Here is a 21,807-nt window from a genome sequence, read left to right on the forward strand (position 1 = left end):
GTGGTGGCGCTCACCCTGCTCAGCGCCACCACCGCCGCCATGCCGGTGGCGCACGCCCGGCCCGCCGCGGCGGAGATCCGCGAGGACTTCAACGGCGACGGGTACGAAGACCTGGCCGTTGCGGCCCCACAAGCCACAGTGGACGGAAAGGCGGACGCCGGATACGTTGCGGTGCTGTTCGGGTCCGCGCGCGGGCTGAGCCCCGCCGCCCGTACGGTGTACACGCAGGCGTCCGTGGGCGTGCCCGGCACCGTCGAGGCCGGTGACCGGTTCGGCAGCCGGCTCGCCGCCGCAGACCTCGACCACGACGGCTTCACCGACCTGCTGGTCGCGGCCTACGGGGAGCAGTGGGAGCAGAACGGCCTCGCGCGAGAGGGCAATCGAACCGTGCTGTGGGGCGGCCCCGACGGCTTCGCCACGGGAAAGGTGCTGCCCGCCGAAGGCACCGGCCGCTATCAGGCCGCCCGGACGGTCGCCGGTGACTTCGACGGTGACGGGCACCAGGACCTGGCCCGCGAAGGCCGGGTGACGTACGGGCCCTTCGGTCGCGACGGGCAGCCCACGCGTACCCAGGACGACGTGGCGTTCGCGGACTACGACCTGCTGACGGTCGGCGTGGCGACCGGGGACATCAACGGCGACGGCGCCACCGATCTGGTCACGGTGAGCCGGGCGTACGACCGGGACCCCGATGGCGGCTACACCTACGACGTGAACCAGTTGCTCGGCGGCCGCGGCGGAGTGCGCCCCCTCACCATCCTCAGGGACCTCGCCGGACCCGCGCACTCGGATCTGACCCTCGGCGACCTGAACGGCGACGGGAGAGCGGACCTGGTGCTGGGCGCCAACTCCCTGCGGATCCAGTACGCAGGTGCGGACGGCCTGACCGCCGGTGCCCCCCAGGTCATCGACCAGGACACGCCCGGCGTCCCGGGCGTCCAGGAGCAGGACGACACCTTCGGCTGGTCGCTGTCGGTCCGGGACGTCGACGGTGACGGATACGGCGACGTGCTGGCCGGCAACCCGTACGAGAGCTTCGACGGGGTGAGCCGCGCCGGCACTTTCGCCGTCGTGCCCGGCGGGCCGCACGGACCGACCGGCGCCGGCACCACAGTGCTCAGCCAGAACAGCGCGAACATGCCCGGCACCGCAGAGCGGCAGGACCTCTTCGGCTCCACCACCCACCTCGTCGACGGCGACGGCGACGGCCGAGCGGAGCCGGTGGTCGCGGCTGCAGCCGAGGACGAGGGAGCGGGCGCGGTCTGGGTGCTGCGCTCCGGCCCGGCCGGCGCCACGGCCCGCGACTCCTTCTCCTTCGGCGCCCGCACCCTCGGCACCGTCGCAACCAAGGCCGCGCTGGGCTCCGCCTTTCCCGACTGAACCCTCTGACAGGCCTCGGTGATCCGCGCCGCGCCGTTCCGACCTCGGTCCCCTGCCTCACGACCGCGGGTCCCGCAGTACGCGCTGTTCTCCCGGACTCGTGGCGAGCGCGAAGTGCTGCCCTACCGGCGCTCAATGAAGCTGGCGGCGGCCAACAGCAGCAGCAAGGTGCCGGAGAACGCGCCGGCGCCGACGAAAACGGCGTGAGCGGGCGTCGCACCGTCAAGTCGCGAGAGCAGACCACCGACCACGCCCACGAAGCCTGCGAGTTGCAGCATCAGTGCAAGCCAGATCATCCGGATACCGGGCATACCGAAAACCCCCTCGAATCGACGCAGCCTCAGCAAGCGCACCCCCAGGAAACGGGGGAATCGCAGGCGCGATCAACGGAGCGGGGACGAGTCCGGTCTCATCCGCATGAGGACGCCGAGCATGGGACATCATGGGACATGGTGAGCTGGATGTCGGACATGATGGGATGGTGTGGGAAGTGACTTCGCCGTCGGCAGCGGGTGGCGTCGGCCGGCCGGACCTGCAACCGGATCCGGAATCCGTCACCAGCGTATTCGAACTCGGTTATCAGCTACGTCTGTTGCGCCTCTCGGTTGGCGCGCCCACCCTGCGTCAGATGATGGCCTCGGCCGCTGAACGCGGCACTTTCCTTCCACGGAGCACCATCAGCAACGCCATGTCGGGCCGGCATCTGCCGGCTCTGAGCACTGTCTTGGCGTTCGCGTCGGTCTGCGGATGCCCCGCAGGCGAATTCAGCCGGTGGAGAGCCGCCTGGCAGCGTGCGTACGCCAGTCGCTACATGCATCACCCAGATCCGGTGCCGTCGACCGCTCACCTCGTGGCCTCGAAGAGTGACGGTCCGGTGGATGCGGTGGACGGCGTCCTCGCCGCGCAGGTCGCTTCGCTGCCCATCGCTCAGTCCGTCAAGCGGCTGACAGCGCTGGAACCACGCCAGGCCGCCGCGATCCTCACCGACCTGGGCGCGAGTGCGGCGTCTGCGCGGATGGCGCTGATGCCGCACGAACAGACCAGGATGATCCTGGTGGTGATGGCACCGGCGGTGGCCGCGGAATGCATGGCCCGGTTGGACGAGGAGAAGGTCCTCTCACTGCTGTCGGACATGGCGGAAGATGCTGCGGCTGCTCGGATGGGTGAACTGCCGCAACCCACCGCCGCCGGCCTTCTGGTCCGAATGACCGCGTCCAAGCGCGCCACGATCCTGCCGTTCATGAACGAGCACGCGATCGATCGGTTGCTGGCACAACTGGACGACGATGACGCACTCGAGCTGCTGCAGACGATGGACGTCGAGATGGCTGCCCGCGTGTGGTCAGACCGACTCCTCAGATTACTGGCCTCGGCCGATGCCCGGTGGGCGGTCGATGTGTTGAACGCGAAGAACCCCGGAAGTCTCTTCCCTCTGCTGGAAGGCGCGCCCGACGAAGAGCGCTTCGCCACGTTCCGGATGGTCGGCCCCCAGCAGCGTGGCGAACTGATCCGTTTCATCGATCCCGACGAACCGCGCTACTGGGGCTGGATGAAAGCGATCGGCAGGGAACAGGTGACCGAAGCCATCGAGGCCATGAAGCCCGCTCACGCCGACGACGTTCTTGCGATCGCCCGACGGACTTGGGGGCCGGCGTTTCCCGACCCACGCCGGCAACATCAGGAATGAGCGGAGTCGGCACAGTCACCACCAGGGCGCTGCCAGCATTCGGTCCTGCCGCGATGGGCGGCCGGCACCTGAAGGAGACCACTCTTTACACAACGCACTGTCGTGGTGACACTGGGTGCCCATCGTTTCGTCGCAAAGGGGGCACGGCGTGAGTGACGATTCATCGGAGTGGGCGAAGCCGACCCCGCTCGGGTACGGAAGCGCCTCCGAGGCGGCCCACTTCGTCGCCGCCCCGCTGCTGGCCGGGGCCTGCATCGCCATGGTCGGAGTCCTGGGCTCCGATGGCGACAAGTTCCGCTGGCCGGGCCCCGCGATGCTGCTGCTCACAATGGCCTTCGTCGTCCTGATCGCGAGCGTGCAGTACGGGTTTCACGCTCGTCGGCACTTCTACTCCCCAGCCGATCTCGACGCCTGGTACCCGCCCGGTGCCCGCCGCCCAGCCGAGGAGAGCCTGCGCGCCGCGCAGCGACATGACATCGGGGAGTGGCAGCGCATGACCCGTCGGGGCAGTACGGCCTACAACATGGGCATCGTGCTGCTGGGCGCGGGCGTCACGCTCGTGCTGGCCCCACCCGAGGGGGCGTCCCTCGGGCACGCCGTCTGCCGTTGGACGGCTGCCACTGTGACGGCGGTGGGAAGCCTGGCGGAGCTCGAGTGGATCCTGCGCGGGGAGCGGGTCCGCAGGGCTCTCGACCAGGTGGCCCGAAGTGCGGGAGCGGGAGGAGAACCTGATGCCTGATCACCCTCACGGCCAGTTCGGGGCGGTGCCTCCGGACCCGGCGTTCATGCACTGCTGCGTGTGCGCAGGCCCGTTGCTGTACCGCAATCGGCCCTTCAAGCCGGAATGGCGCATGTGGTTCGCCGGCGCCGCCGGGATCATCGCGGAGTCCTCCTATGCCCATACGGACGGCTGCATGGTCTCGGCAGTCCCGGCCGGCAGGCTGCTCGGGCTGAACAAGGACCAGGCTCTGGCGGAGGCGCGCCGAATGCGGGAGGAAGACGGCGACAACTCGTCGTCGCCGTCGGATCCGTGAAACCGTAGGAGAGCCTGCACTCGGGCAGGATCACGGATGTGCCCGCACAATTCGCGTCAGCTCCTCGACGAGGCGCTGAGCCTCCGCCGCCTCCTCCCGGCGCGGCTCGCCCAGTAACCGCAGGTCGTGCAGCGCCTGCCGTGCGTAGAGGAGCGCATCCTCCACCCGGCCGTCGCGGTGCACGAGGAAGTTGGCGAAGTCCATCCGGCTCTGCGCGGCCCGAAAGGAGTCGCCCGCGCGTTCGTGATCCCGGACAGCCTGACGAAAGTGCCGGGCTGCCTCGTCCGTCACGCCGATCCTCTGATAGACCCCGGCGAGTTGGTGGTGGAGAGACGCCGTGAGATGAGCGTATCCGTCGTCGTCCGGGAACCGGGCGAGGGCATCGCTGTAGTAGTCCTGGGCCGCCGCCAGATCGCCGAACACCTCCGGTGGTATGGGGACGGTGATCCGGCCGGGACGACTCGTGTCGAACGCCCCGGCTTCGACGAGCCGCCGCATGTGCTCGGCGCTGAGGCGGTCCGCCCGCTGTACGTGGAGGGCGCCAAGCCCGTCCAGAGCGCGCGCCATGGTGAGATGGTCGTTGGTCTCCCGCACGAGGTCTGCGCTCTTGTCGAAGCTGCTCTTCGCCATGTCCTCGAAGTGCGGTGCACGCTGGGCCCGGTACCACTGGCCGAGCCGGATGAGTGCCGTCGCTTCGAGCGTCGGGTCGCCGCTGCGGTGCGCGAGGTCGACCGCCCGCTGAAGACTCGGCTCGGTGTTCTCGACGAGCAGGCGCTGCACGTCCCGGCGCGGATCGGCCTCGGTAGGGGTTCGCGAGGAGGCGGGCGTTTCGTCGTCCTCACGCCCGCTCTGAGACGCTGTGGCTGAGCGACCGGGCCGGGCCAGCCCGGTTTCGGTCAGAAACTGGGCGATGACGGCATGGAGGGAACGGTCCCGGAACGCCAGGCCGGCGCGGGGAGCACCGGAGGCGGGCTCGATCAGCGTGGGCGACAAGCCCTCGACGAGACTGCACCACCGCTGCTTCCGCCCCTTCTCCAGGTACAGCATGCGCAGCGCCTGCATGGGGCCCATGACCTCGTCGGCGAGTGCGTGCTCCAGGGCGAACCTTCGTGCCTGAAGGAGGTTGTCCTCTTCGAGCGCGATGACGTTGAGGATCCCCCGGTGTCCCTCGTTGTACGCCTGGAACAGCGCGTGCCCGTACTGGTCGTAGATCTCGGTGAGCGCGGTGCCTACCGTCACCGACAGGTCGGCTGCCCAGGCGTCGAGCAGTGGCCGCAGAGCCGTGGGCAGCATGGGGTGAATCGTGTGGTGGCCCCCGGTGGTGGGGGTGAGCCAACCCCTGGCCGCCACCGCGGCGAGGAGGCGGGCGGCGCTGTCCTGGTCCAGGGCGGGTACGTGTCGGCCGGCCTCGGTGCGCCGCAGTCGCCGGGTGAGATCCGACAACGGCAGGGCGGCGACGGTGGTGCGGAAGAAGAGCAGGAGACTGAGCGCCCGCTGTGCCCGCTCGTCGAGGATCTCGCGCAGGACCAGGGTGGCGGGGCCCGCTGCCTCTTCGCCGGGGCCGAGCAGCCACCCGGTGCCGTCGTGCAGTGTCTCCAGCCAGGCATCGGCCCCGTCGGCCCGCTCCATGTCGGGAAGTCGGCGGCACAGGGCGCGCAAGGCCATGGGATTTCCCTGGCTGAAGCGCATGACCTGCTCCGGCGGGGCCGGCGCGTCCGGCCCCAGGAGGCGTGCCGCCAACTCGGTCCGTTCCGCGTCGCCCAGGGCACCCACGGCCATGCGCTCGAGTGACCCCGGCAGCCAGGACATCTCGTGCGTGGCAGTGAGCAGCAGCCGCACCGGCTCCCCGGAGAGGCCCGTGAGAAGGCGGGCCAGACGGGCACGCTCGTCAGGACTCCACGTGTCGGCTGATTCGGCGTCGTCCCAGATCCACAGGGCGGACGCCGGTGGCTTCGCGCCGTGGGACGCAGGTGTCAGGCCTTGCAGGCGCCGCCGTACGGCGGCCAGTTCGGAGCAGGTGGTGGTCCGCAGGGAGGTGAAGACCACGGGGCCCAACACGCCGCCGGTTCGGCGGTACCAACGGGCGAAGTCCGCCGCCGTGGCGGTCTTGCCGCTGCCCACCTCACCGTGGAGAAGTACTGACCGGTCGTGGTCGAACGCCCGGTCCACCGCGATGATCGTGTCGTCGCCCCCCAGGAAGCCGGTTGCCGGTGGGGCGGGCAGGGACGTATCCAGGGGGTGTGTGGCCGGGGCCGGCGGCTCGGGCCGACTCTCGCCGGCTCCCCGGCCCCTCCCGTCGAACAGGCGGAAGGGACCGCGTTGGTAAACGACGGGGACCAGCCATTCGTCCGTCCGAGGTGCCGGACCGGCCGACGCGGCCAGGACTCTGCGAGCCTGCGTCACCGCCTCGGCCACTTCGGCGCCGTCCACGAGTCGTTCGTACAGCACGGAGACGAAGGTGGCAGCGGCGGAGACGTACACGTTGTAGCGCATGGCCACGACGGTGCCGAGGCCTGACCGCAGGGCGTTGCGCGCGAGGGATCCAAAACCGGGCGGCTGTCGCGGGGCCGACTCCGGATCCGCCACGTGGGCGGGGGAGTGGGGGGTGTTCGGGTCGGCACGGTCCGAGCGGCAGGCGTTCAGGACGAGTGCGGACACCCCGGCCCGGGTGAGCAGTGCGCCGAGCTGTCCCCCGCTGATGAGACGGACGCTCGGAGTGGAACCGGGGTCCTCGAACAGAGCCATGCCCTGCGCCGGCTGCGCGGGCAAGGCTTGCAGGGCACCGAACATGCCGTGGCCGTCGAAATGGACGATGTGGAAGGGCTCACCGCGCTTCCGGGCGGCCAGCAAGGTGCGTTCGAGTTGCTCGTACGTCGGCGGACGCAGGACCTGGATGCGCACGTCCGCCCGCCGCTCGGTGGACCGGAGCAGCCGGTGGGCGACGGACCGGAAGGGGACGTCCCGGTCACTGAACGGTCGGCAGATGACGAGCAGGATCCTGATGGCACCCCGATGGTTCGGCGTGCTGTCTCCTCGGGCGTCCTGTCCCGATGGCAGCACATGAGTGAACGAGCGGGCCGCCAGCGACAGGGCGGGCCCGCCGGGGATCCGCAACAGTTCGAACGGCACGGCCACCACGTCGTTGAGATCGGAGTCCACCTCGACCCGAAGGTCCCCCACCTGTTCTCCGGCTCGCCGCCACAGGGCCCGGGCATCCTCCGAGTGGTCGAACAGCGCCTGGAAGAGCGCCTCACCGAGTGTGGCGAGGCGCTGGGAGCACCGCGCCGCGATCACCGGAGCCGGGTCGGAGGGGAACTCGCGGTAGTCCTCGAGGTACCACCGGATCTCCTCCTGATCCTGCGGGCTGATCTCCAGATCCGGGACCGGGAGCAGGACGCTGTCCCGCCGTGGCCCGTCACTGAGGACGATCTCCAGGCCGGGGCCGGCCGCCCCGTCCGCGGGCCGCAGCCCGATACGCATCACCCTGTGCACGGGCTCTGACAAAGCCCTCCCCCCTACTTCCCTCTGCTGTCCAGTTCGGCTGCTCCGTCGGCGACAGGGACGTCAGTCGTCCTTGGAGCCGCGGTAGCCGTTCAGCTCCTCGTCGATCCGGGCCTCCTGGTTGGAGCTGCGCAGACGCATGATCTGCAGGTCCTCCCGGTCGTGAGCGACGGTGTACCGAGCCTCCGCCTCGGCCGCGACATCGCGGACCTGCGCGGTCAGGCCGTCGCTCAGCGCGTCGAGGTCTCGTAGCCGATCGGCCAGATCAGCCTGGTGCCGGTTGGCCTCCGCGACCCGGAACTGCCACTCCAGGCCGTTCAGCTTCCGCTGGAGATTCGCGCGGTAGTCACGCAGCAGTGTCTGGCACTGCTGGTAGCGCCGTACGGCCTCCTCGGCCATGACCAGGTCCGCCTCGCTGGAGGCGAGGTCCGCGCGAAGGCGGTGAGCACGTATCAAGGCGGTGCGCGCTGCGGGGGGCGGTTCCTGTGCATCTCCGATGGCCTGCATCGCGGCCGCCGCTTGAGCGGTCAGGTCCCGCTCCTCGGCGGCCGTGTCCGCTCTCCGCCGCTTCAGCGCGTTCCGCTCTGTCAGCACCCTTACGATCCGGCGTTCTCCGTCCTGCGACAGTGCGTCCAACTGCCCGATCATCTGCTGCGCGGGGCCGAGCCCGGGCGCGCTCGTACCATCGAGGGCCTGGAGGAACTCGATGACCTGACGAGCCCAGCCCAGTGCCTCCCCCCAGCGCGCGGGAAGCCCGCCGCCGTGCTCCGGCGGTGTCGCCATGCGTCACTCCTCTTCCATGCCTTCGGAAAGTTCCCGGATGGTCTCGGCCAGGGCGAGCAGGTGGCGACCCGCTGCATCCGCCTCGTGGGCCGTTCCTGCCGCCATGGCGACGCCCAGGTTGTGGTGCAGTGCGTAAGCCGCCTCACTGATGCCGTGCAGGCGCGTCGCGTCCCGTTCCAGCAGCCTGCGCGGCTCCTCGGGCAACTGCCGCCAGTCATAACTGAAAAAGCGGGCGAGCGAGACCACCTTGACCGTCACCATGCTCAGGGCCGTCATGGCGGCGGCGGTACCGGCCCGCACTTCGTCCGTGAGCGCCCGGTGTACGGCGGCACGCTCTGCCACCTCCGTTCCCGCGTGGAGCGTCAGCAGCCATCGGGCCGACTGCACCAGAGGGTCACGTATCGGCCAATCCGGCAACTCCGCCGCCGTCGCCTCCAGATGGCCGGCATCGCCCGACTGGACGGCGCGGACGATCTCGGTGCTCATCCAGGCAGGGTCCGTGACCTGCGCGAGCCGCGTGGCCTCCGCGGCGACGGCTTGCCTCTTCTTCCGCGCCTTCTCCTCTTCGTCCTTCTTGTCCGAGCTGACGAGCCATATGACGGCTCCGATGCATAAGAAGATGATGAGCAGTTCCAAGTTGCCTCCGGCGGCAGCACTCCACAGCTCGGTCACAGCCATGGTGGCAGGGCAAGGAGCAGATGCGCCATTAGCGCGCATCGCCGGATTGGTCCGTGACACCCTGGCTTGTTGCCCATCAATGCGACACCGAGCTTGGTCACCGTGTCCCGGCAGGGCATGGCCGCTGCCCACTCGTTGACCACGGGGAAGACCTTGTGGACAAGCCCGGTGGGCGTCGAGGTGGCGAGTCAGGACACGATGCAGGGCCTCGCGACTACCGTGGCGTCAGCGGAGCACACGGGTGAGCAGGTCTGGCGCACTCACGTCGACACCGGCAAGGCGAGGCCCGGGTTCGGGGGCTCGCCCCAACTCCTGCTGTACGAGGGTGTACTCGTCGCCCAGAGCGGCAGCAAGATGGTCTGGCCAGGGCCAGAGCCACCGCCCAAGGTCTGCGAACTTACGATCGCGCGGGTTGGTTGGCGATCAGAAGGGTGCTGCCGGCAGGGCGGAAGCCCAGACGTGAGTAGATCCGAGCGACAGCGTCCTCTGCATAGGCGAGGAAAACGGTCTTCACCCCATTGTCACGCGCATTGGCGACCAGGGCCGCCGTGACGGCGGCGGCCAGGCCCTGGCGGCGGGCGGTGGGAAGGGTGCCGATGCCGCCGATCTCGGTGGTGCCATCCGACGGGTGGTAATGGCCGACGGCCAGTGGGGTGCCGTCCGGGGCGAGGGCGGCGACGAGCGTCTTGTGCCCGGCGCGGATGGTCGGGCGGACCGTTGCCACTGTGCCGTCATGCGTCAATTCCTCTGCCACCACCGACAACTCCGTGCGACCTGCCGAGCGACCCGCAGCGCCCTTCTTTCCGAAGGCCAAGCGAGGAAGGGCGAGAGCCTCGGGCAACGCGGGGTCATCGGCCGTCAGCACCCGGAGCCTCACACCCTCCGGCAACGGCTGCGGATCGAGTCGATGGTGTGGATCCAGAGCCATCAGTGGGCGTTCCGCCACAGGCAGACCGACTGCCTCGATACAGGAACGCAGCCTCGGTGCCGCCTCGGCCAGCCACTCGAAGGCCTCCGGCACGCCGAGCTCGCGCTGCCGGGCCCGCACCTGGGAGACGTCCGCGGCGGTTACCGCCGACGCCCCCTCCGCAGTGGGTTGGGCGTGGCTGGGACCCCCGTAATACGGGGCACCTGGCTTCCTGCGCACGAACAGCCGTAACGGGCCGAACCCTTCGGCGTCGGAGAACAGGAAGGGAACGGTGGCGTAGTACTGCTCTATACGGGCACGCAGCGAGTCGCTCATGTGGCGCATCCCACCACGAGGGGACACTGCACCGCACCCGGAATTGACCGTCGGAAACCGTCCGAACCAGCCCTTGGGCTTCGGCGCCCAGTGCACCGCAGGTGGCGGCCATGGCGTCGAGCCGTGAGTAAGTTCCGCGTGGCGCAGGCAGCAGGTGGCGGGACAACACCTCCGGGGATGAGAGTTCCCCAGCGGTGGGCCAGTTCGCCGGTGGTGTGCGGGCGGCCGAAGACGCTGGGAACGAATGTGACCCCGGCGCGGGCGACGGTCGCCCTGTCCTGCAGTTTGTCCACGACGACGCATTCGCCATCCGGTGCCTCATGCGGTACTCGGCGTGTCAAGCTGTGGTCTCAACGTCCGAGCCCAGGAGGTCACCATGGCCGCAGAGTCTCCCTCACCAGAAGGTGTGGAGTCCGATGACACCGAAAACCCAACCCTCACGCCCGGCGCTGACGGTCAGTACGATCTGAAGCGCAAGTTCCGGGAGGCTTTGGCCCGCAAGCGCGGTATGCAGGCGGATGCCGCCGACTCCGCTGCGAATCCTCACGCGTCAAAGATCCGCGGCGCGCACGGCCCGGCTGCCAACCAGCGGTCGTTCCGGCGCAAGAGCGGCGGCTGAGCCCAGAACGGCCGCTGGATGGGACTCGGCAGGAAACGGTCCGGCAGCCAGGCCGATGACGTGGGCTGTGCCCTGTCGGCCGACAGGGGGAAGACCTGCTGGGGCGCCGCGTCAGCAGCTGGACACACCTGACGCCCCTTGAGGCGTTAGAAGCTACTCGGGCCCCAATCGACCGCCCAGGACGGTACTTCGTCACCCGTCGACCAGTTTCCCGAGCGGCCGCGGACCGGTGGGGCAGGTGGGTGTCGGGAATCCATATGATCCCGACATCCACAGCTCCTGCTGCCTCCATCACGCGGCATGCGGCGTACGGTCAGAGAGTGCCGCAGTCGGCGATGGTGACGGTGGCCGACGTACGGCCGGACCGAGAGCCGTAGCCTTCGATCTTCCGTACGAGCTCCATGCTGCTCTCGTCGGCGACCTCACCGAACACGACGTGCTTGCCGTCGAGCCACGACGTCACGATCGTGGTGATGAAGAACTGCGAGCCGTTGGTGTTCGGGCCGGCGTTGGCCATGGAGAGCTGGCCGGGCTTGGTGTGCTTGAGCGTGAAGTTCTCGTCGGCGAACTTCTCGCCGTAGATGCTCTTGCCGCCTGTGCCGTCGCCGCGGGTGAAGTCGCCGCCCTGGAGCATGAACTCCGGGATGACGCGGTGGAAGGACGAGCCCTTGTAGCCGAAGCCCTTCTCGCCGGTCGCCAGGGCGCGGAAGTTCTCCACGGTCTTGGGGGCGACGTCGTCGAAAAGGTTCATGTTGATCCGGCCGGCGGGAACGTCGTCGATGGTGATGTCAAAGAAAACCTTGATAGTCATGTCCCCATCTTGACACCTGGCGCCCCCTGGATCGGCCCGGGTCCCCCGAGGACCTCTCAGGACTCGCACGGTGTCATCGGTTCGTGAACCGCATGCGAGAATGTCGCCCGTGACCGGATCGTCGTCGCCCGTCGCTGAGAGCACGCCCGGCCGAGCCGTTCTGGGCCCCCGTGCCGCCGCCGTGCTGGTGTTCGGGTCCTCGGCGGCGGTTCTGGTGGTCGAGATCGTCGCCTTGCGGCTGCTCGCTCCCTACCTCGGCCTGACTCTCGAGACCAGCACCATGGTGATCGGCATCGCGCTCACCGCCATCGCCTTCGGCTCATGGCTGGGCGGCCACATCGCGGACCAGGTCGATCCGCGCCGGCTCATCGGCCCTGCGCTCGGAGTGTCCGGAGCGGTGGTGGCTCTCACCCCCTCCGTGTTGCGCAGCACTGCCGAGTGGGCACCGGCGGTGCTCTTGGTGATCGCGTCGCTGACCATCCTGGTGCCGGGCTCACTGCTCTCCGCGGTGACCCCCTTCGTGACGAAGCTGCGTCTCACGAACCTGGCGGAGACCGGTACGGTGGTCGGCCGACTCTCAGGCATCGGCACCGTCGGCGCCATCGTGGGCACCGTGCTCACCGGCTTCGTGCTGGTGTCGCGCTTGCCGGTCAGCGGCATACTGCTTGGCCTCGGAGCACTGCTGGTGGCGGGCTCGGCATGGGTCGAGTGGCGAACGCGCGGGTGGAGCGGTGCCCCGGCCCTGACACTCATGGTCGTAGCGGGCGGTCTCGCCGTCACGGTCGCGCCGGGGGGGTGTGACGTGGAGACCAAGTACCACTGCGCTCGGGTCGTCACGGATTCCGACGGGGGCGACGGACGCACGCTCGTACTGGACGGCCTGCGGCACTCGTACGTGGACGTCGACGACCCGGCCCATCTGAAGTTCGCGTATGTGCGCGCCATCGCGTCGGTGGTCGACGCCGCCTTTCCGCACGGTGAACCACTTGCCGCCCACCACGTGGGCGGAGGCGGACTCACTCTTCCCCGTTACCTCGCGGCCACGCGGCCCGGTACGCACAGCCTCGTCTCCGAGATCGACGGCGGGGTGGTGGGCATCAACCGTGAGCAACTCGGTCTGCGGTCGCAGGCCGGTATCCACGTACGTGTCGAGGACGGCAGACTGGGCCTGCGGCGACTGGACACCGGCAGTCGTGACCTCGTCGTCGGCGACGCCTTCGGGGGCGTCAGCGTGCCGTGGCACCTCACCACTGTCGAAGCGATGACTGATGTACGGCGGGTCCTGGACGAGGAAGGCCTGTACGTCGCCAACCTCATCGATCACGGTGGCATGGACTTCGCACGTGCCGAAGTAGCCACCCTCAGCGAGATCTTCGAGCACGTCGCCGTCCTCGGGGAACCCGCCGACATCGGGGGCCGCCCGGCCGCCGGCCCCCGGGGCGGCAACCTGGTGGTGCTCGCCTCCGACCAGCCGGTCGACCTCCGCGCGATCCAAAGAGCGCTCGACTCCCGGCAAACCGGCTGGAAGATCACCACCGGCGAGGACCTCACCTCCTGGACCGGCGCTGCCCGCATACTTACCGACGATCACGCACCCGTGGACCAGCTACTGCAGCCTTATGGTCCGCACAGCAGCCGATCTGGGTGACGACGCCGACTGCGGATTGTTCCTGCAAGCGCCGCGGAAGGCCGTCGCGGCAACGAAGCAATGTCGAACACCGGCCACGGGAGACACCTGTGAGGGGCCGTGCCACCGGCATCCCGTAGGCTCCCGGCCATGAACGACGGGGAATCCGGCAGACGGGTCATAGACGGGCGCTTCGAACTGCAGGCGAGGCTCGGTGGCGGCGGCATGGGCTTGGTGTGGCTGGCTCGCGATCTGATCCTCGACCGAGCCGTGGCGCTGAAGGAAGTACGGCCGTCGGATCCGGATCTTGCCGAGTACGATCCGGAGGCTGCGATGATGCTCCGGGCCCGGGTACTGCGGGAGGCACGGGCACTCGCGCGTGTCGACCACCCCAATGTGGTGACCCTCCACCATGTGGTGGACGGGGAGGAACACCCTCACCCATGGCTCGTCATGGAGTTGGTGACCGGTGGATCGCTCCAGGACCGGTTGGACAAGGGGCCGCTGGCGCCCGTCGAGGCCGCCCGGATCGGCCGCGAGGTGCTGGCAGCGCTGCGCGCCGCGCACGAGGTCGGTATCCAGCACCGGGACGTGAAGCCCGCCAACGTTCTGATGAGGCCCGACGGGCGTCCCGTCCTCACCGACTTCGGCATCGCGGCAATCAGGGAGTCGACCGTCCTGACCGCGACCGGGTCCCTCATCGGCACACCCGACTACATGGCGCCCGAGCGCATTTCCGGCGGTGAGGGCGGCCCGGGCTCCGACCTGTGGTCGCTGGCGATGATGCTGTACGTCGCCGTCGAAGGGCATCATCCGCTGCGCAGGGGAACCACTCTCGCGACGCTGGCTGCTCTTCTGAGCGAGGAGCTTCCGCCGCCCGTCCGGGCCGGAGTGCTGACCGGCTTCCTGAATGCCGTCCTTGTCAAAGACCCGGCCGGCCGAGTGGACACGGAGACCGCCGACCGGATGCTCGCGGACGCGGCCAACGGCCGCAACGCGGCTCCAAGCGGTCCCGAGGGTGCGACCACCTCGTACCGACTGGTGCCTCCGCCGGGTCCGGTACTCACACCTTCCGCACCGGCAGGTTTCGGGCCGCCTTCGGGCTTCGGGCCGCCCACCGGCTTCCGACCGGCGGGACCACACGACGCCGTACCCGGCCCCATCGTGCCGCCCACCCCCTACCCGGTGGGCCCCACACGAGCGACGCCGCCGCGACCCGGGAGCCGTGCGAAGAGCCGTATCACGATCGCCTCGTCGGTCGTAGGGACCGTGCTGGCGGGAGTCCTGGTGTGGACCCTGGTGCCAGGCGGAGGCGACAGTGACGACGGAAAGGCGGCCAGATCACCCAGCTCGGCCTCCACCAAGACGAAGGACCCGAATCCCGCACCGCCGCGGGCGTCCCGTTCGGCATCGACATCCCAAGCCGACACGAAGACGGATCTGCTCACCCCGGACGGCATCCGGACGGCGGTGAAGGAGATCAAAGCCGCGACAGGCACGGACCGTGCGTGCGATCTCACCGTTTATCCGGGCTATGTGTCCGCGGAAATCATGGTGAAGGGAAGCGACACCAAGTACGACAGCTACACCTACCGCCCGGGCCGGGGTGTCGAGAAGGGCATCATCAGTAGTTCGATCATCGGCGGTGAACGCCCCTTCCGTCTGGACGACTTCGACTGGGACGTCCTTCCCCCCTTGCTGAAGCGGGCGGAGAAGGACCTGAACGTGAAGCGGCCGACCGTGCGTTACCTCCTGGTCAACCCTGCCGACGACACGTTCGACACCCCGCTGGGACTGTCCGTCTATCTCGGTGACGACCATGCCACCGGCTATCTGGCCGCCGACCTGAAGGGCCGGGTGACCAGGGTGATGCCGGCTCAGGACTGACCCGCCGGTGCGGTGGGAGCATCCCGGCCCCCCGAGGGGTGGTGGCGTGCACGTGACCCGGCCCGGGTTTCGTTCCTGGGAGGAGCGAAGCCCGGGCCGGGTGGTTGTGCTTGTGTGTCAGGGGATGGGCGTCATACCCGGGTGAGGCGGACAGCCACGGTCTCGCTGACCGTTACCGGCTGGTCGTAGTCCGGGTCCGTCGCTGTCGCGCGGCCCTCCACCTCGACGTCCCCCTTCTGGAAGGGGACCGAGCCGGTGGGTACGGCCGTACCGGTCCAGGCGATCGGGGCGCCCGGAGTGCAGGACACCGACGTGGAGAAGGAACCGCGGATGAGGTCCCGCTTCTTCACCTGCGTGACGTCGCCCGCCACGGTCACCCGCACCGGCTTGTTGCAGCTCACCGTGCCGTGGATGGTGGCCTTGCCGTTGAGGGAGCTCGCGGTGCCGGCCAGGGCGATGTCGAGGCCCAGACCGAGTTCGGCCGGCGGGGCCGGGTTCTCGATGTGGACCTCGCCGCGCGCGGCCGGAGTGCCGCCCTCACAGTGCTGCACGAAGGTGGCGTCGAGCTTCTTCACGTAGCCCTGGGGGCCGAACTCCACTGCGGAGATGGTGAAGGTGCCGGTGAGCTGGTTGCAGCCGCGGCCGTTGCCGCTGAGCGACAGGCCCGGCTCGACCCCGTCGTTGAACGGGTAGCGGGTGGCTCCCGTGTAGGTCCCGGGCGTGAGGGCCTTGCCGGACGGCGCCGCGAGGTCCAGGCTCCACCAGTCGCCGTTCGTACCGGTGACGGAGACGGAGACCACCCTGTTGTCGGTGTTGCCGGAGACGTTCATGCGGTCCTGGGACGCCGTTGTGTAGGCATAGGACCGGCCGCCGCTGATGTAGTCGTCCTCGTCGCCGCTGAAGCTGAAGGAGCCCTCGGTGACCGGCAGGGCGTGTGCTTCGGCGCCGGAAAGCAGACCGGTGGTGCCGGTGGCCATGGCCAGCGCCAGCGCCAGGGTGGCGGTGGCACGAGCCAGGACGCGTCTGGGCAAGCTGAGGTTCAAGGATGTTCCCCCTGGTGAGATGACGTAAGTCGGCGTCCGCCGACGTGATGCTTCCGCGCGGGCGCGACGCACGCTTGTCCGCATGTTTTCGTCGGCGAGGTGAGTCTGCCAATCAGAAGGATGTGCGACAACTATGTTTCAGGTGTTGTGAGTTGATGTTCAAGCCAACGCCTGGTGTCAGCGCAATGAAACGGAGTCCTTCCGCCGCAGGGCGCGCCACCGACCCGCCGCACCGGCACGGTCGTTCCGGCTGTCCACCTTCCCGACCGTATCCGGGGTGGAAGGGGTTCAGTGCTCGCAGAGGGAAAACTCTCGTTCGTAGAGCTGCTCGTTGTGTTCGTCGACGAAGAACTTACGTTCCTGCATGAGCTGTTCTCGGAAGTTCTTGGCCTGTTCAAGCGTCATGGTCGAGGTCTCGGACCACGGTTGCTGCGGTGGCACATCGGATGTCGAGACGATGGTTTCCGACGGGTCGACCAGGAAGAACGCGAGGATTTTGCGGTATCCCGGGCGGGTGGGGTCCTGGAGGCGGAATGAGCCGACCCTGTGTTGCAGGATGTTCGGGAACGCAAGGCAGCGGCCCGCTGGGGTCGAAGCCGATCCCAGCATCTGGTTCAGCGCGTCTTCGTCCTCCAGGCCATAGACCTCACGCAGGCCGTTGTCGTCGTTCTGTTCGTAATCCGGGTCGTCGAGTGCCGCCCGGAAACTCAGCCGGCTCTCGGTGATGTTCTCGCTGTCCCAGTAGTAGATTCCGGTGGAGACGATCCGCTCGTTCAGCATCCCCTCGACATGCCAGGATCCGCCGGGGTACTCGGGCTTGCCGGGGGTGAGGTGAATGGTGGCGAGCTTGACGATGACCTGGAGACGGCGGCCGCGCAGGTCGACCCGGGCGGCTTCGTCGGGTCGCTCGGGCGGGGTGAAGGCCGGGGCGTCCGGGGTGACGGGGCGGCGGTTTTCCCACCAGTCGTCCTGGGCCACTGCCCATACGCGTCGGGCTTCTGCGTAGGCCTCGCCATCACTGTAGGAGGACCTGTCTGGATACTCTGGTTCCGAGTCGTACCAGCCGTAGGGATCGGCCTCGATCCGCAGGGGCCGCGGATGGCGCAGATCGGTGAGCACGTTCTCCAGCAGCGGGCGCATACGTGCGAACAACTCGGGCAAGACCGAGACCAGTTCGTGGTGAATCTCGGGGTGGATGTTGTTCACGTACGAGCGGAAGGTGACATCGCCGTCGTCACTGACGTCGACGTCCGTGGGCAGCCACTGGAACTTCTCCGAGAACTCGTACTTCGAGTAGTGGTTCGTCGGGTTCTGCCAAGCCCGCTCGGGCGCGCCGGTCACCCCTCTCACCAGACAGAACAGTGAGGGATGAACCAGATCCAATACCTGCCCGTCGGATCCGGGGTGCCAGTCCAGTTCTGCTGCGGGGACCTGTTCCAGAACCTCAACCGCCTTGCGCAACCGCGAGCTGAGCGTGTCGTCGATCAGAGTGTCCGATTGCCACACTCCGTCGACGGCGGACATCTCGATGCCGGTTCGCTCGTCTCTCAGGGCGGCGTAATGCGCGAGTTCGTCCAGCACGTAGCGAACCTGCGCTCCGGTGAGACCATGCGAGACCGCTTCTTGCGTCCACCTCGCGACGATGTCGGCATCATTCATCTTGTCGAACCACCCCGGCTTCGCCCGGATGTGTGCGCTGCACTGCATCATCTGGAGTTCCCGCAGCGTTCGCGGTGGCGTGAACGATATGGAACGGGAAGCGTGAAAAGGCAAGGGGAAAGCAGACAAGCCGGTCAATTCTCTCGGTCCTCACAGTCGGTGCGCGGTGGCGGGAAGGATACTTCAGCGCACTGACACGGCTTCAGCATCCTTGTCATCGCCGGCCGACGTCCCTGAGAGACGGCTCGGGCGAAGCTCTGAACTTCCTCAACAGGCGCTTCAGGTGACCGCAACGCCGGGCATACTGCGGGCAATCCGGGCGCAGCTCGGCGGAAGGGGGCGTCGTGTTGATCGCATTCGTATTGGTGGGCGTACTGGTGCTCGTCACAGTGGTCACCTGGGTGGTGCGCCGGGCATGGCGTCGCGCTTGGGACGATCTGGGCGTGCGGGCAACCGCGTACGGGTCGAGCACCGGTCCAGGCCGTGGAGCGTGGCCGGCCGGCACCGGAACGCACAGCGCTACGACACCGCATGATGCCTACAGCCCGGTCGACCGCTCATCCTGGTGGGAGGCAGGCACGAGCGAAGGCACTTCGAGTGGCTGCTCCGGCGGCAGTTCCTCATCGTGCGGGAGCAGCTCGTCGTCCTGTGGGAGCAGCTCGTCCTCATGCGGAAGCAGTTCGTCGTCCTGCAGCAGTTCCTGCTGACCGGAGTCACGACCTTGGTTGGCCGGCGCGTCACACTCCCCGGCCGAGGGTGGGTTCGAGGCGCACGACGATGCCCTTCGACGTGGGCTGGTTGCTGTTGTCGGCGACGCTGTCCAGCGGCACCAGGACGTTCGTCTCCGGGTAGTAGGCGGCGGCCGAGCCCTTGGCGGCCGGGTAGGGCACGACCTCGAAGTCCTCGGCCCGGCGCTCGGAACCGTCCGCCCAGACGCTCACCAGGTCGACGTGATCGCCTCGGGAGAGGCCGAGTTCGGTCAGGTCGGCCGGGTTGACGAGCACGACGTGACGGCTGCCGTGGATCCCGCGGTAGCGGTCGTTGTCGGTGTAGGGGACGGTGTTCCACTGGTCGTGCGAGCGCAGCGTCTGCAGCAGCAGGTGTCCCTCGGGCGCCCGGGGGACCACGCGCTCGTTGCAGGTGAACAGGGCCTTGCCGGCCTTGTTGTTGAAGACGCCTTCGTTGACCGGGTTGGGCAGTTGGAAGCCCCCGGGGCGGGTCACCCGTGCGTTGAAGTCGTGGAAGCCCGGCACGATGCGGGAGATGCGGTCGCGGATGGTGCCGTAGTCACCCTCGAACGTGTCCCAGGGGATGTCCGCCTTGCCGTCCAAGGTGTGACGGGCGAGCCGGCACAGGATGGCGACTTCGCTGAGCAGCAGCCGGGAGGCCGGCTCGAGGCGGCCCTGGGAGGTGTGCACCTCGCTCATGGAGTTCTCGACGGTGACGAACTGCTCGCCGTCGGCCTGGACGTCACGCTCGGTGCGCCCCAGGGTCGGCAGAATCAGCGCGGTGTCGCCGCAGACGGTGTGCGAGCGGTTGAGCTTGGTGGAGATGTGGGCGGTCAGCCGGCACGAACGCATCGCCTCCTCGGTGGCCTTGCTGTCGGGAGCGGCGCGGACGAAGTTGCCGGCTAGGGCGAGGAAGACCTTGACGCGGCCCTCGCGCATCGCCTTGATCGAGTTCACCGAGTCCAGTCCGTGCGGGCGCGGCGGGTCGAAGCCGAACTCCTTCTGCAGGGCGTCCAGGAAGGTGTCCGGCATCTGCTCCCAGATACCCATGGTGCGGTCGCCCTGGACGTTGCTGTGGCCGCGCACCGGGCAGGCGCCGGTGCCGGCGCGCCCCAGGTTGCCGCGCAGCATCAGGAAGTTGACGATCTCCCGGATGGTGGGCACGCCGTGCTTGTGCTGGGTGATGCCCATCGCCCAGCAGACGATGACACGTTCGCTGCGCAGGACCTCGTCGCGGACCTTCTCGATCTCCTCGCGGGTCAGTCCGGTCGCGGTGTGCACGTCGTCCCAGTCGACGGTGCGGGCGTGCTGGGCGAACTCCTCGAAGCCGGTGGTGTGGGCGTCGATGAAGTCGTGGTCGAGGACGCTGCCGGGCGCCGCGTCCTCGGCATCCAGCAGCAGGCGGTCGAGGGCCTGGAACAGGGCGAGGTCGCCGCCGGGCTTGATGTGCAGGAAGTGGTCGGCGATCTGGGTGCCGCGTCCGACGACCCCGCGCGGCTTCTGCGGGTTCTTGAAGCGCCGCAGCCCGGCCTCCGGCAGCGGGTTGACCGCCACGATCCGACCGCCGTTGCGCTTGGCCTCCTCCAAGGCGCTGAGCTGACGCGGGTGGTTGCTGCCCGGGTTCTGCCCGACGAGGAAGATCAGATCGGCGTGGTGGAGGTCGTCGAGGCTGACGGTGCCCTTGCCGGTGCCCAGGGTCTCGCTCAGGGCGAAGCCGCTGGACTCGTGACACATGTTGCTGCAGTCGGGCAGGTTGTTGGTGCCGAAGGCGCGGGCGAAGAGCTGAAGGACGAAGGCGGCTTCGTTGCCGGCACGGCCGGAGGTGTAGAAGACGGCCTCGTCGGGGGAGGCGAGCCCGTTCAGTTCCTGCGCGAGGACGCGCAGCGCGTCGTTCCAGCCGATGGGCTCGTAGTGCTCGGAGCCAGGCCGCTTGATCATCGGTTCGGTGAGCCTGCCCTGCTGGTTGAGCCACATGTCGGAGCGGGCGGCGAGGTCGAAGACGCTGTGCTCACGGAAGAAGTCGGCGGTGATCCGGCGGGTGGTGGCCTCGTCGTTGATGTGCTTGGCGCCGTTCTCGCAGTACTCGTTGCGATGGCGTCGGCCGGGGGCCGGGTCCGCCCACGCGCAGCCGGGGCAGTCGATGCCGCCCACCTGGTTCATGGTCAGCAGGTTCACCCCGGTCTTGCGCGGGGAGGTCTGCTCCAGGGAGTACTCCAGAGCGTGCACGACCGCGGGGAGTCCGGCTGCCCACTTCTTCGGCGGTGTCACGGAGAGGGTGGTCTCCGGTTCCTCGCCGGGCGGGTTCTGCATGGTTCGCCTTTCTCTTGCCGTGTCCGTCGCGCCGGTCAGCCGACGGGCCACTGGGCCACGCGGCTCCTGGGCGGTTCCGGGTGATCGTGCTGTACGCGGCCGTTGCGGATGGTGCCGCGCCAGGCCCCGCCCTCCTGCCCCAGTCCCTCGATGAACTGCTTGAAGTTCATCAGTTCGCCCTGCACCAGACGGGCGGTCAGCCGTGCGGCCCCGGACGAGCGGGTGAGGATCCTCCCGGCTCCCCGCGGTTCCAGGAGTATCCGGACAGTGATCGCGGTACCGCCGGACTCCGTCGGCCTGAACTCGACCTCGCCCTGGTGGGAAGGGTTCTGCTCCAGCCCGCGCCAGGCCAGGTAGGCGTCGGGGTCCTGCTCCAGGATCTCGACCGCGAAGCGGTGGCGCAGGGGGCCGTAGCCGATGGTCCAGGCGGTCACGGTCGGCCTGATCTGTTCGACGCCGTGCACCACGGTCGAGAAGCGCGGGAACGTCTTGAACTGCGTCCACTGGTTGTACGCCGTCCGCACCGGCACCGCGACCTCGACCGTCTCCTCGACGTGCCTGTCCCGCAGCGGACGGCGGCGGGTGACGCCGTCGCCGTCCGTGCGCGTCCCCGGAGTGTTCGGCACAGCCTGCCGGGCGTCGTCTTCGTGCGCCATCGAGGTCTCTCTTCCGGTGAGGCAGCCGGGCGTTCGGGCACCCTTCCTTCCCCCCGTGCGTCAGGGCTTCTCTTCCGGTTCCCACATCGCGCGCTTCGAGTCGCCCCGGTGCGTCCGTGTCTTGCGCGATCCCGGCCACGAGAGGGGCGGGGCCGGTCCGG

At 68.7% G+C, this 21,807-nt stretch carries 18 protein-coding genes; 7 read left to right on the forward strand and 11 right to left on the reverse strand.

Annotated elements, in window-relative coordinates:
• The coding region (locus ABT116_RS19135; protein WP_351634858.1) for an FG-GAP-like repeat-containing protein at nt 1-1,380 on the forward strand (1,380 nt) is incomplete at its 5' end.
• 122 nt (nt 1,381-1,502) lie between these two features.
• On the opposite strand, the gene ABT116_RS19140 is transcribed toward ABT116_RS19135, so the two are convergent.
• Nucleotides 1,503-1,691, reverse strand: coding sequence for a hypothetical protein (locus ABT116_RS19140; RefSeq protein ID WP_351634861.1), 189 nt, complete (start codon nt 1,689-1,691; stop codon nt 1,503-1,505).
• Between the two features lie 131 nt (nt 1,692-1,822).
• Between ABT116_RS19140 and ABT116_RS19145 the strand changes: the two genes are divergently transcribed.
• The 3 genes from ABT116_RS19145 to ABT116_RS19155 all read left to right on the forward strand — a co-directional run bounded on the left by ABT116_RS19145 (nt 1,823) and on the right by ABT116_RS19155 (nt 4,101).
• A complete protein-coding gene (locus tag ABT116_RS19145) occupies nt 1,823-3,067 on the forward strand; it encodes a magnesium transporter MgtE N-terminal domain-containing protein (RefSeq protein ID WP_351634864.1) in 1,245 nt (414 codons plus the stop codon).
• Between the two features lie 148 nt (nt 3,068-3,215).
• A complete protein-coding gene (locus ABT116_RS19150) occupies nt 3,216-3,806 on the forward strand; it encodes a hypothetical protein (RefSeq protein WP_351634867.1) in 591 nt (196 codons plus the stop codon).
• Nucleotides 3,799-4,101 (forward strand): hypothetical protein, encoded by a 303-nt coding sequence (locus tag ABT116_RS19155; RefSeq protein ID WP_351634870.1) that lies wholly within the window; start codon nt 3,799-3,801, stop codon nt 4,099-4,101. The genes ABT116_RS19150 and ABT116_RS19155 overlap by 8 nt, the downstream gene beginning before the upstream one ends.
• A 30-nt stretch (nt 4,102-4,131) precedes the next feature.
• Here the strand turns inward: ABT116_RS19155 and ABT116_RS19160 are convergent, their stop codons facing one another.
• From ABT116_RS19160 to ABT116_RS19180, 5 genes are all read right to left on the reverse strand, one after another.
• Nucleotides 4,132-7,581 (reverse strand): CHAT domain-containing protein, encoded by a 3,450-nt coding sequence (locus ABT116_RS19160; protein WP_351634873.1) that lies wholly within the window; start codon nt 7,579-7,581, stop codon nt 4,132-4,134.
• An 84-nt stretch (nt 7,582-7,665) separates the two neighbouring features.
• Nucleotides 7,666-8,385: a hypothetical protein gene (locus ABT116_RS19165; protein ID WP_351634876.1), complete on the reverse strand. Its 720-nt coding sequence runs from the start codon at nt 8,383-8,385 to the stop codon at nt 7,666-7,668.
• A 3-nt stretch (nt 8,386-8,388) separates the two neighbouring features.
• Nucleotides 8,389-9,063: a hypothetical protein gene (locus ABT116_RS19170; RefSeq protein WP_351634879.1), complete on the reverse strand. Its 675-nt coding sequence runs from the start codon at nt 9,061-9,063 to the stop codon at nt 8,389-8,391.
• Nucleotides 9,064-9,460: 397 nt separating this feature from the next.
• Nucleotides 9,461-10,306, reverse strand: a complete 846-nt coding sequence (locus ABT116_RS19175) for a GNAT family N-acetyltransferase (RefSeq protein ID WP_351634883.1) — start codon at nt 10,304-10,306, stop codon at nt 9,461-9,463.
• Nucleotides 10,303-10,599: a DUF5937 family protein gene (locus tag ABT116_RS19180; RefSeq protein ID WP_502983896.1), complete on the reverse strand. Its 297-nt coding sequence runs from the start codon at nt 10,597-10,599 to the stop codon at nt 10,303-10,305. Before ABT116_RS19180 ends, ABT116_RS19175 begins: the two co-directional genes overlap by 4 nt.
• A gap of 83 nt (nt 10,600-10,682) precedes the next feature.
• Between ABT116_RS19180 and ABT116_RS19185 the strand changes: the two genes are divergently transcribed.
• A complete protein-coding gene (locus ABT116_RS19185) occupies nt 10,683-10,925 on the forward strand; it encodes a DUF5302 domain-containing protein (RefSeq protein ID WP_351634885.1) in 243 nt (80 codons plus the stop codon).
• A 313-nt stretch (nt 10,926-11,238) separates the two neighbouring features.
• Here the strand turns inward: ABT116_RS19185 and ABT116_RS19190 are convergent, their stop codons facing one another.
• Entirely contained in the window at nt 11,239-11,736 is a 498-nt protein-coding gene (locus ABT116_RS19190; RefSeq protein ID WP_351634889.1) for a peptidylprolyl isomerase, read from the reverse strand.
• Between the two features lie 100 nt (nt 11,737-11,836).
• Between ABT116_RS19190 and ABT116_RS19195 the strand changes: the two genes are divergently transcribed.
• Both ABT116_RS19195 and ABT116_RS19200 read left to right on the forward strand, forming a co-directional pair.
• A complete protein-coding gene (locus ABT116_RS19195; protein ID WP_502983897.1) occupies nt 11,837-13,384 on the forward strand; it encodes a fused MFS/spermidine synthase in 1,548 nt (515 codons plus the stop codon).
• Between the two features lie 129 nt (nt 13,385-13,513).
• Nucleotides 13,514-15,250, forward strand: coding sequence for a serine/threonine-protein kinase (locus ABT116_RS19200; RefSeq protein WP_351634896.1), 1,737 nt, complete (start codon nt 13,514-13,516; stop codon nt 15,248-15,250).
• Between the two features lie 131 nt (nt 15,251-15,381).
• Here ABT116_RS19200 and ABT116_RS19205 read toward each other — a convergent pair whose 3' ends face one another.
• From ABT116_RS19205 to ABT116_RS19220, 4 genes are all read right to left on the reverse strand, one after another.
• Nucleotides 15,382-16,293 carry a hypothetical protein gene (locus ABT116_RS19205; protein ID WP_351634899.1) on the reverse strand — a complete coding sequence of 304 codons (912 nt, stop codon included), beginning with the start codon at nt 16,291-16,293 and terminating at the stop codon, nt 15,382-15,384.
• Nucleotides 16,294-16,581: 288 nt separating this feature from the next.
• Nucleotides 16,582-18,090, reverse strand: coding sequence for a DUF4246 domain-containing protein (locus ABT116_RS19210; RefSeq protein ID WP_351634901.1), 1,509 nt, complete (start codon nt 18,088-18,090; stop codon nt 16,582-16,584).
• A gap of 599 nt (nt 18,091-18,689) precedes the next feature.
• Nucleotides 18,690-20,990 (reverse strand): FdhF/YdeP family oxidoreductase, encoded by a 2,301-nt coding sequence (locus ABT116_RS19215; RefSeq protein ID WP_351634903.1) that lies wholly within the window; start codon nt 20,988-20,990, stop codon nt 18,690-18,692.
• Nucleotides 20,991-21,025: 35 nt separating this feature from the next.
• Nucleotides 21,026-21,646 (reverse strand): SRPBCC family protein, encoded by a 621-nt coding sequence (locus tag ABT116_RS19220; RefSeq protein ID WP_351634905.1) that lies wholly within the window; start codon nt 21,644-21,646, stop codon nt 21,026-21,028.
• Nucleotides 21,647-21,807: the final 161 nt, after the last annotated feature.

Origin of the sequence: Streptomyces sp. NPDC002130, from assembly GCF_040296465.1 — a bacterium.
In the GTDB taxonomy this organism is placed as follows: Bacteria; Actinomycetota; Actinomycetes; order Streptomycetales; family Streptomycetaceae; genus Streptomyces.

Bases quoted from the DNA above. Each gene is read 5' to 3' on its own strand.
- ABT116_RS19200 (WP_351634896.1), top strand. From the start codon at position 13,514: ATGAACGACGGGGAATCCGGCAGACGGGTCATAGACGGGCGCTTCGAA.
- ABT116_RS19175 (WP_351634883.1), bottom strand. From the start codon at position 10,306: ATGAGCGACTCGCTGCGTGCCCGTATAGAGCAGTACTACGCCACCGTT.
- ABT116_RS19215 (WP_351634903.1), bottom strand. From the start codon at position 20,990: ATGCAGAACCCGCCCGGCGAGGAACCGGAGACCACCCTCTCCGTGACA.
- ABT116_RS19165 (WP_351634876.1), bottom strand. From the start codon at position 8,385: ATGGCGACACCGCCGGAGCACGGCGGCGGGCTTCCCGCGCGCTGGGGG.
- ABT116_RS19195 (WP_502983897.1), top strand. From the start codon at position 11,837: ATGTCGCCCGTGACCGGATCGTCGTCGCCCGTCGCTGAGAGCACGCCC.
- ABT116_RS19190 (WP_351634889.1), bottom strand. From the start codon at position 11,736: ATGACTATCAAGGTTTTCTTTGACATCACCATCGACGACGTTCCCGCC.
- ABT116_RS19140 (WP_351634861.1), bottom strand. From the start codon at position 1,691: ATGCCCGGTATCCGGATGATCTGGCTTGCACTGATGCTGCAACTCGCA.
- ABT116_RS19155 (WP_351634870.1), top strand. From the start codon at position 3,799: ATGCCTGATCACCCTCACGGCCAGTTCGGGGCGGTGCCTCCGGACCCG.
- ABT116_RS19170 (WP_351634879.1), bottom strand. From the start codon at position 9,063: ATGGCTGTGACCGAGCTGTGGAGTGCTGCCGCCGGAGGCAACTTGGAA.
- ABT116_RS19160 (WP_351634873.1), bottom strand. From the start codon at position 7,581: ATGCGTATCGGGCTGCGGCCCGCGGACGGGGCGGCCGGCCCCGGCCTG.
- ABT116_RS19145 (WP_351634864.1), top strand. From the start codon at position 1,823: ATGGGACATGGTGAGCTGGATGTCGGACATGATGGGATGGTGTGGGAA.
- ABT116_RS19185 (WP_351634885.1), top strand. From the start codon at position 10,683: ATGGCCGCAGAGTCTCCCTCACCAGAAGGTGTGGAGTCCGATGACACC.
- ABT116_RS19220 (WP_351634905.1), bottom strand. From the start codon at position 21,646: ATGGCGCACGAAGACGACGCCCGGCAGGCTGTGCCGAACACTCCGGGG.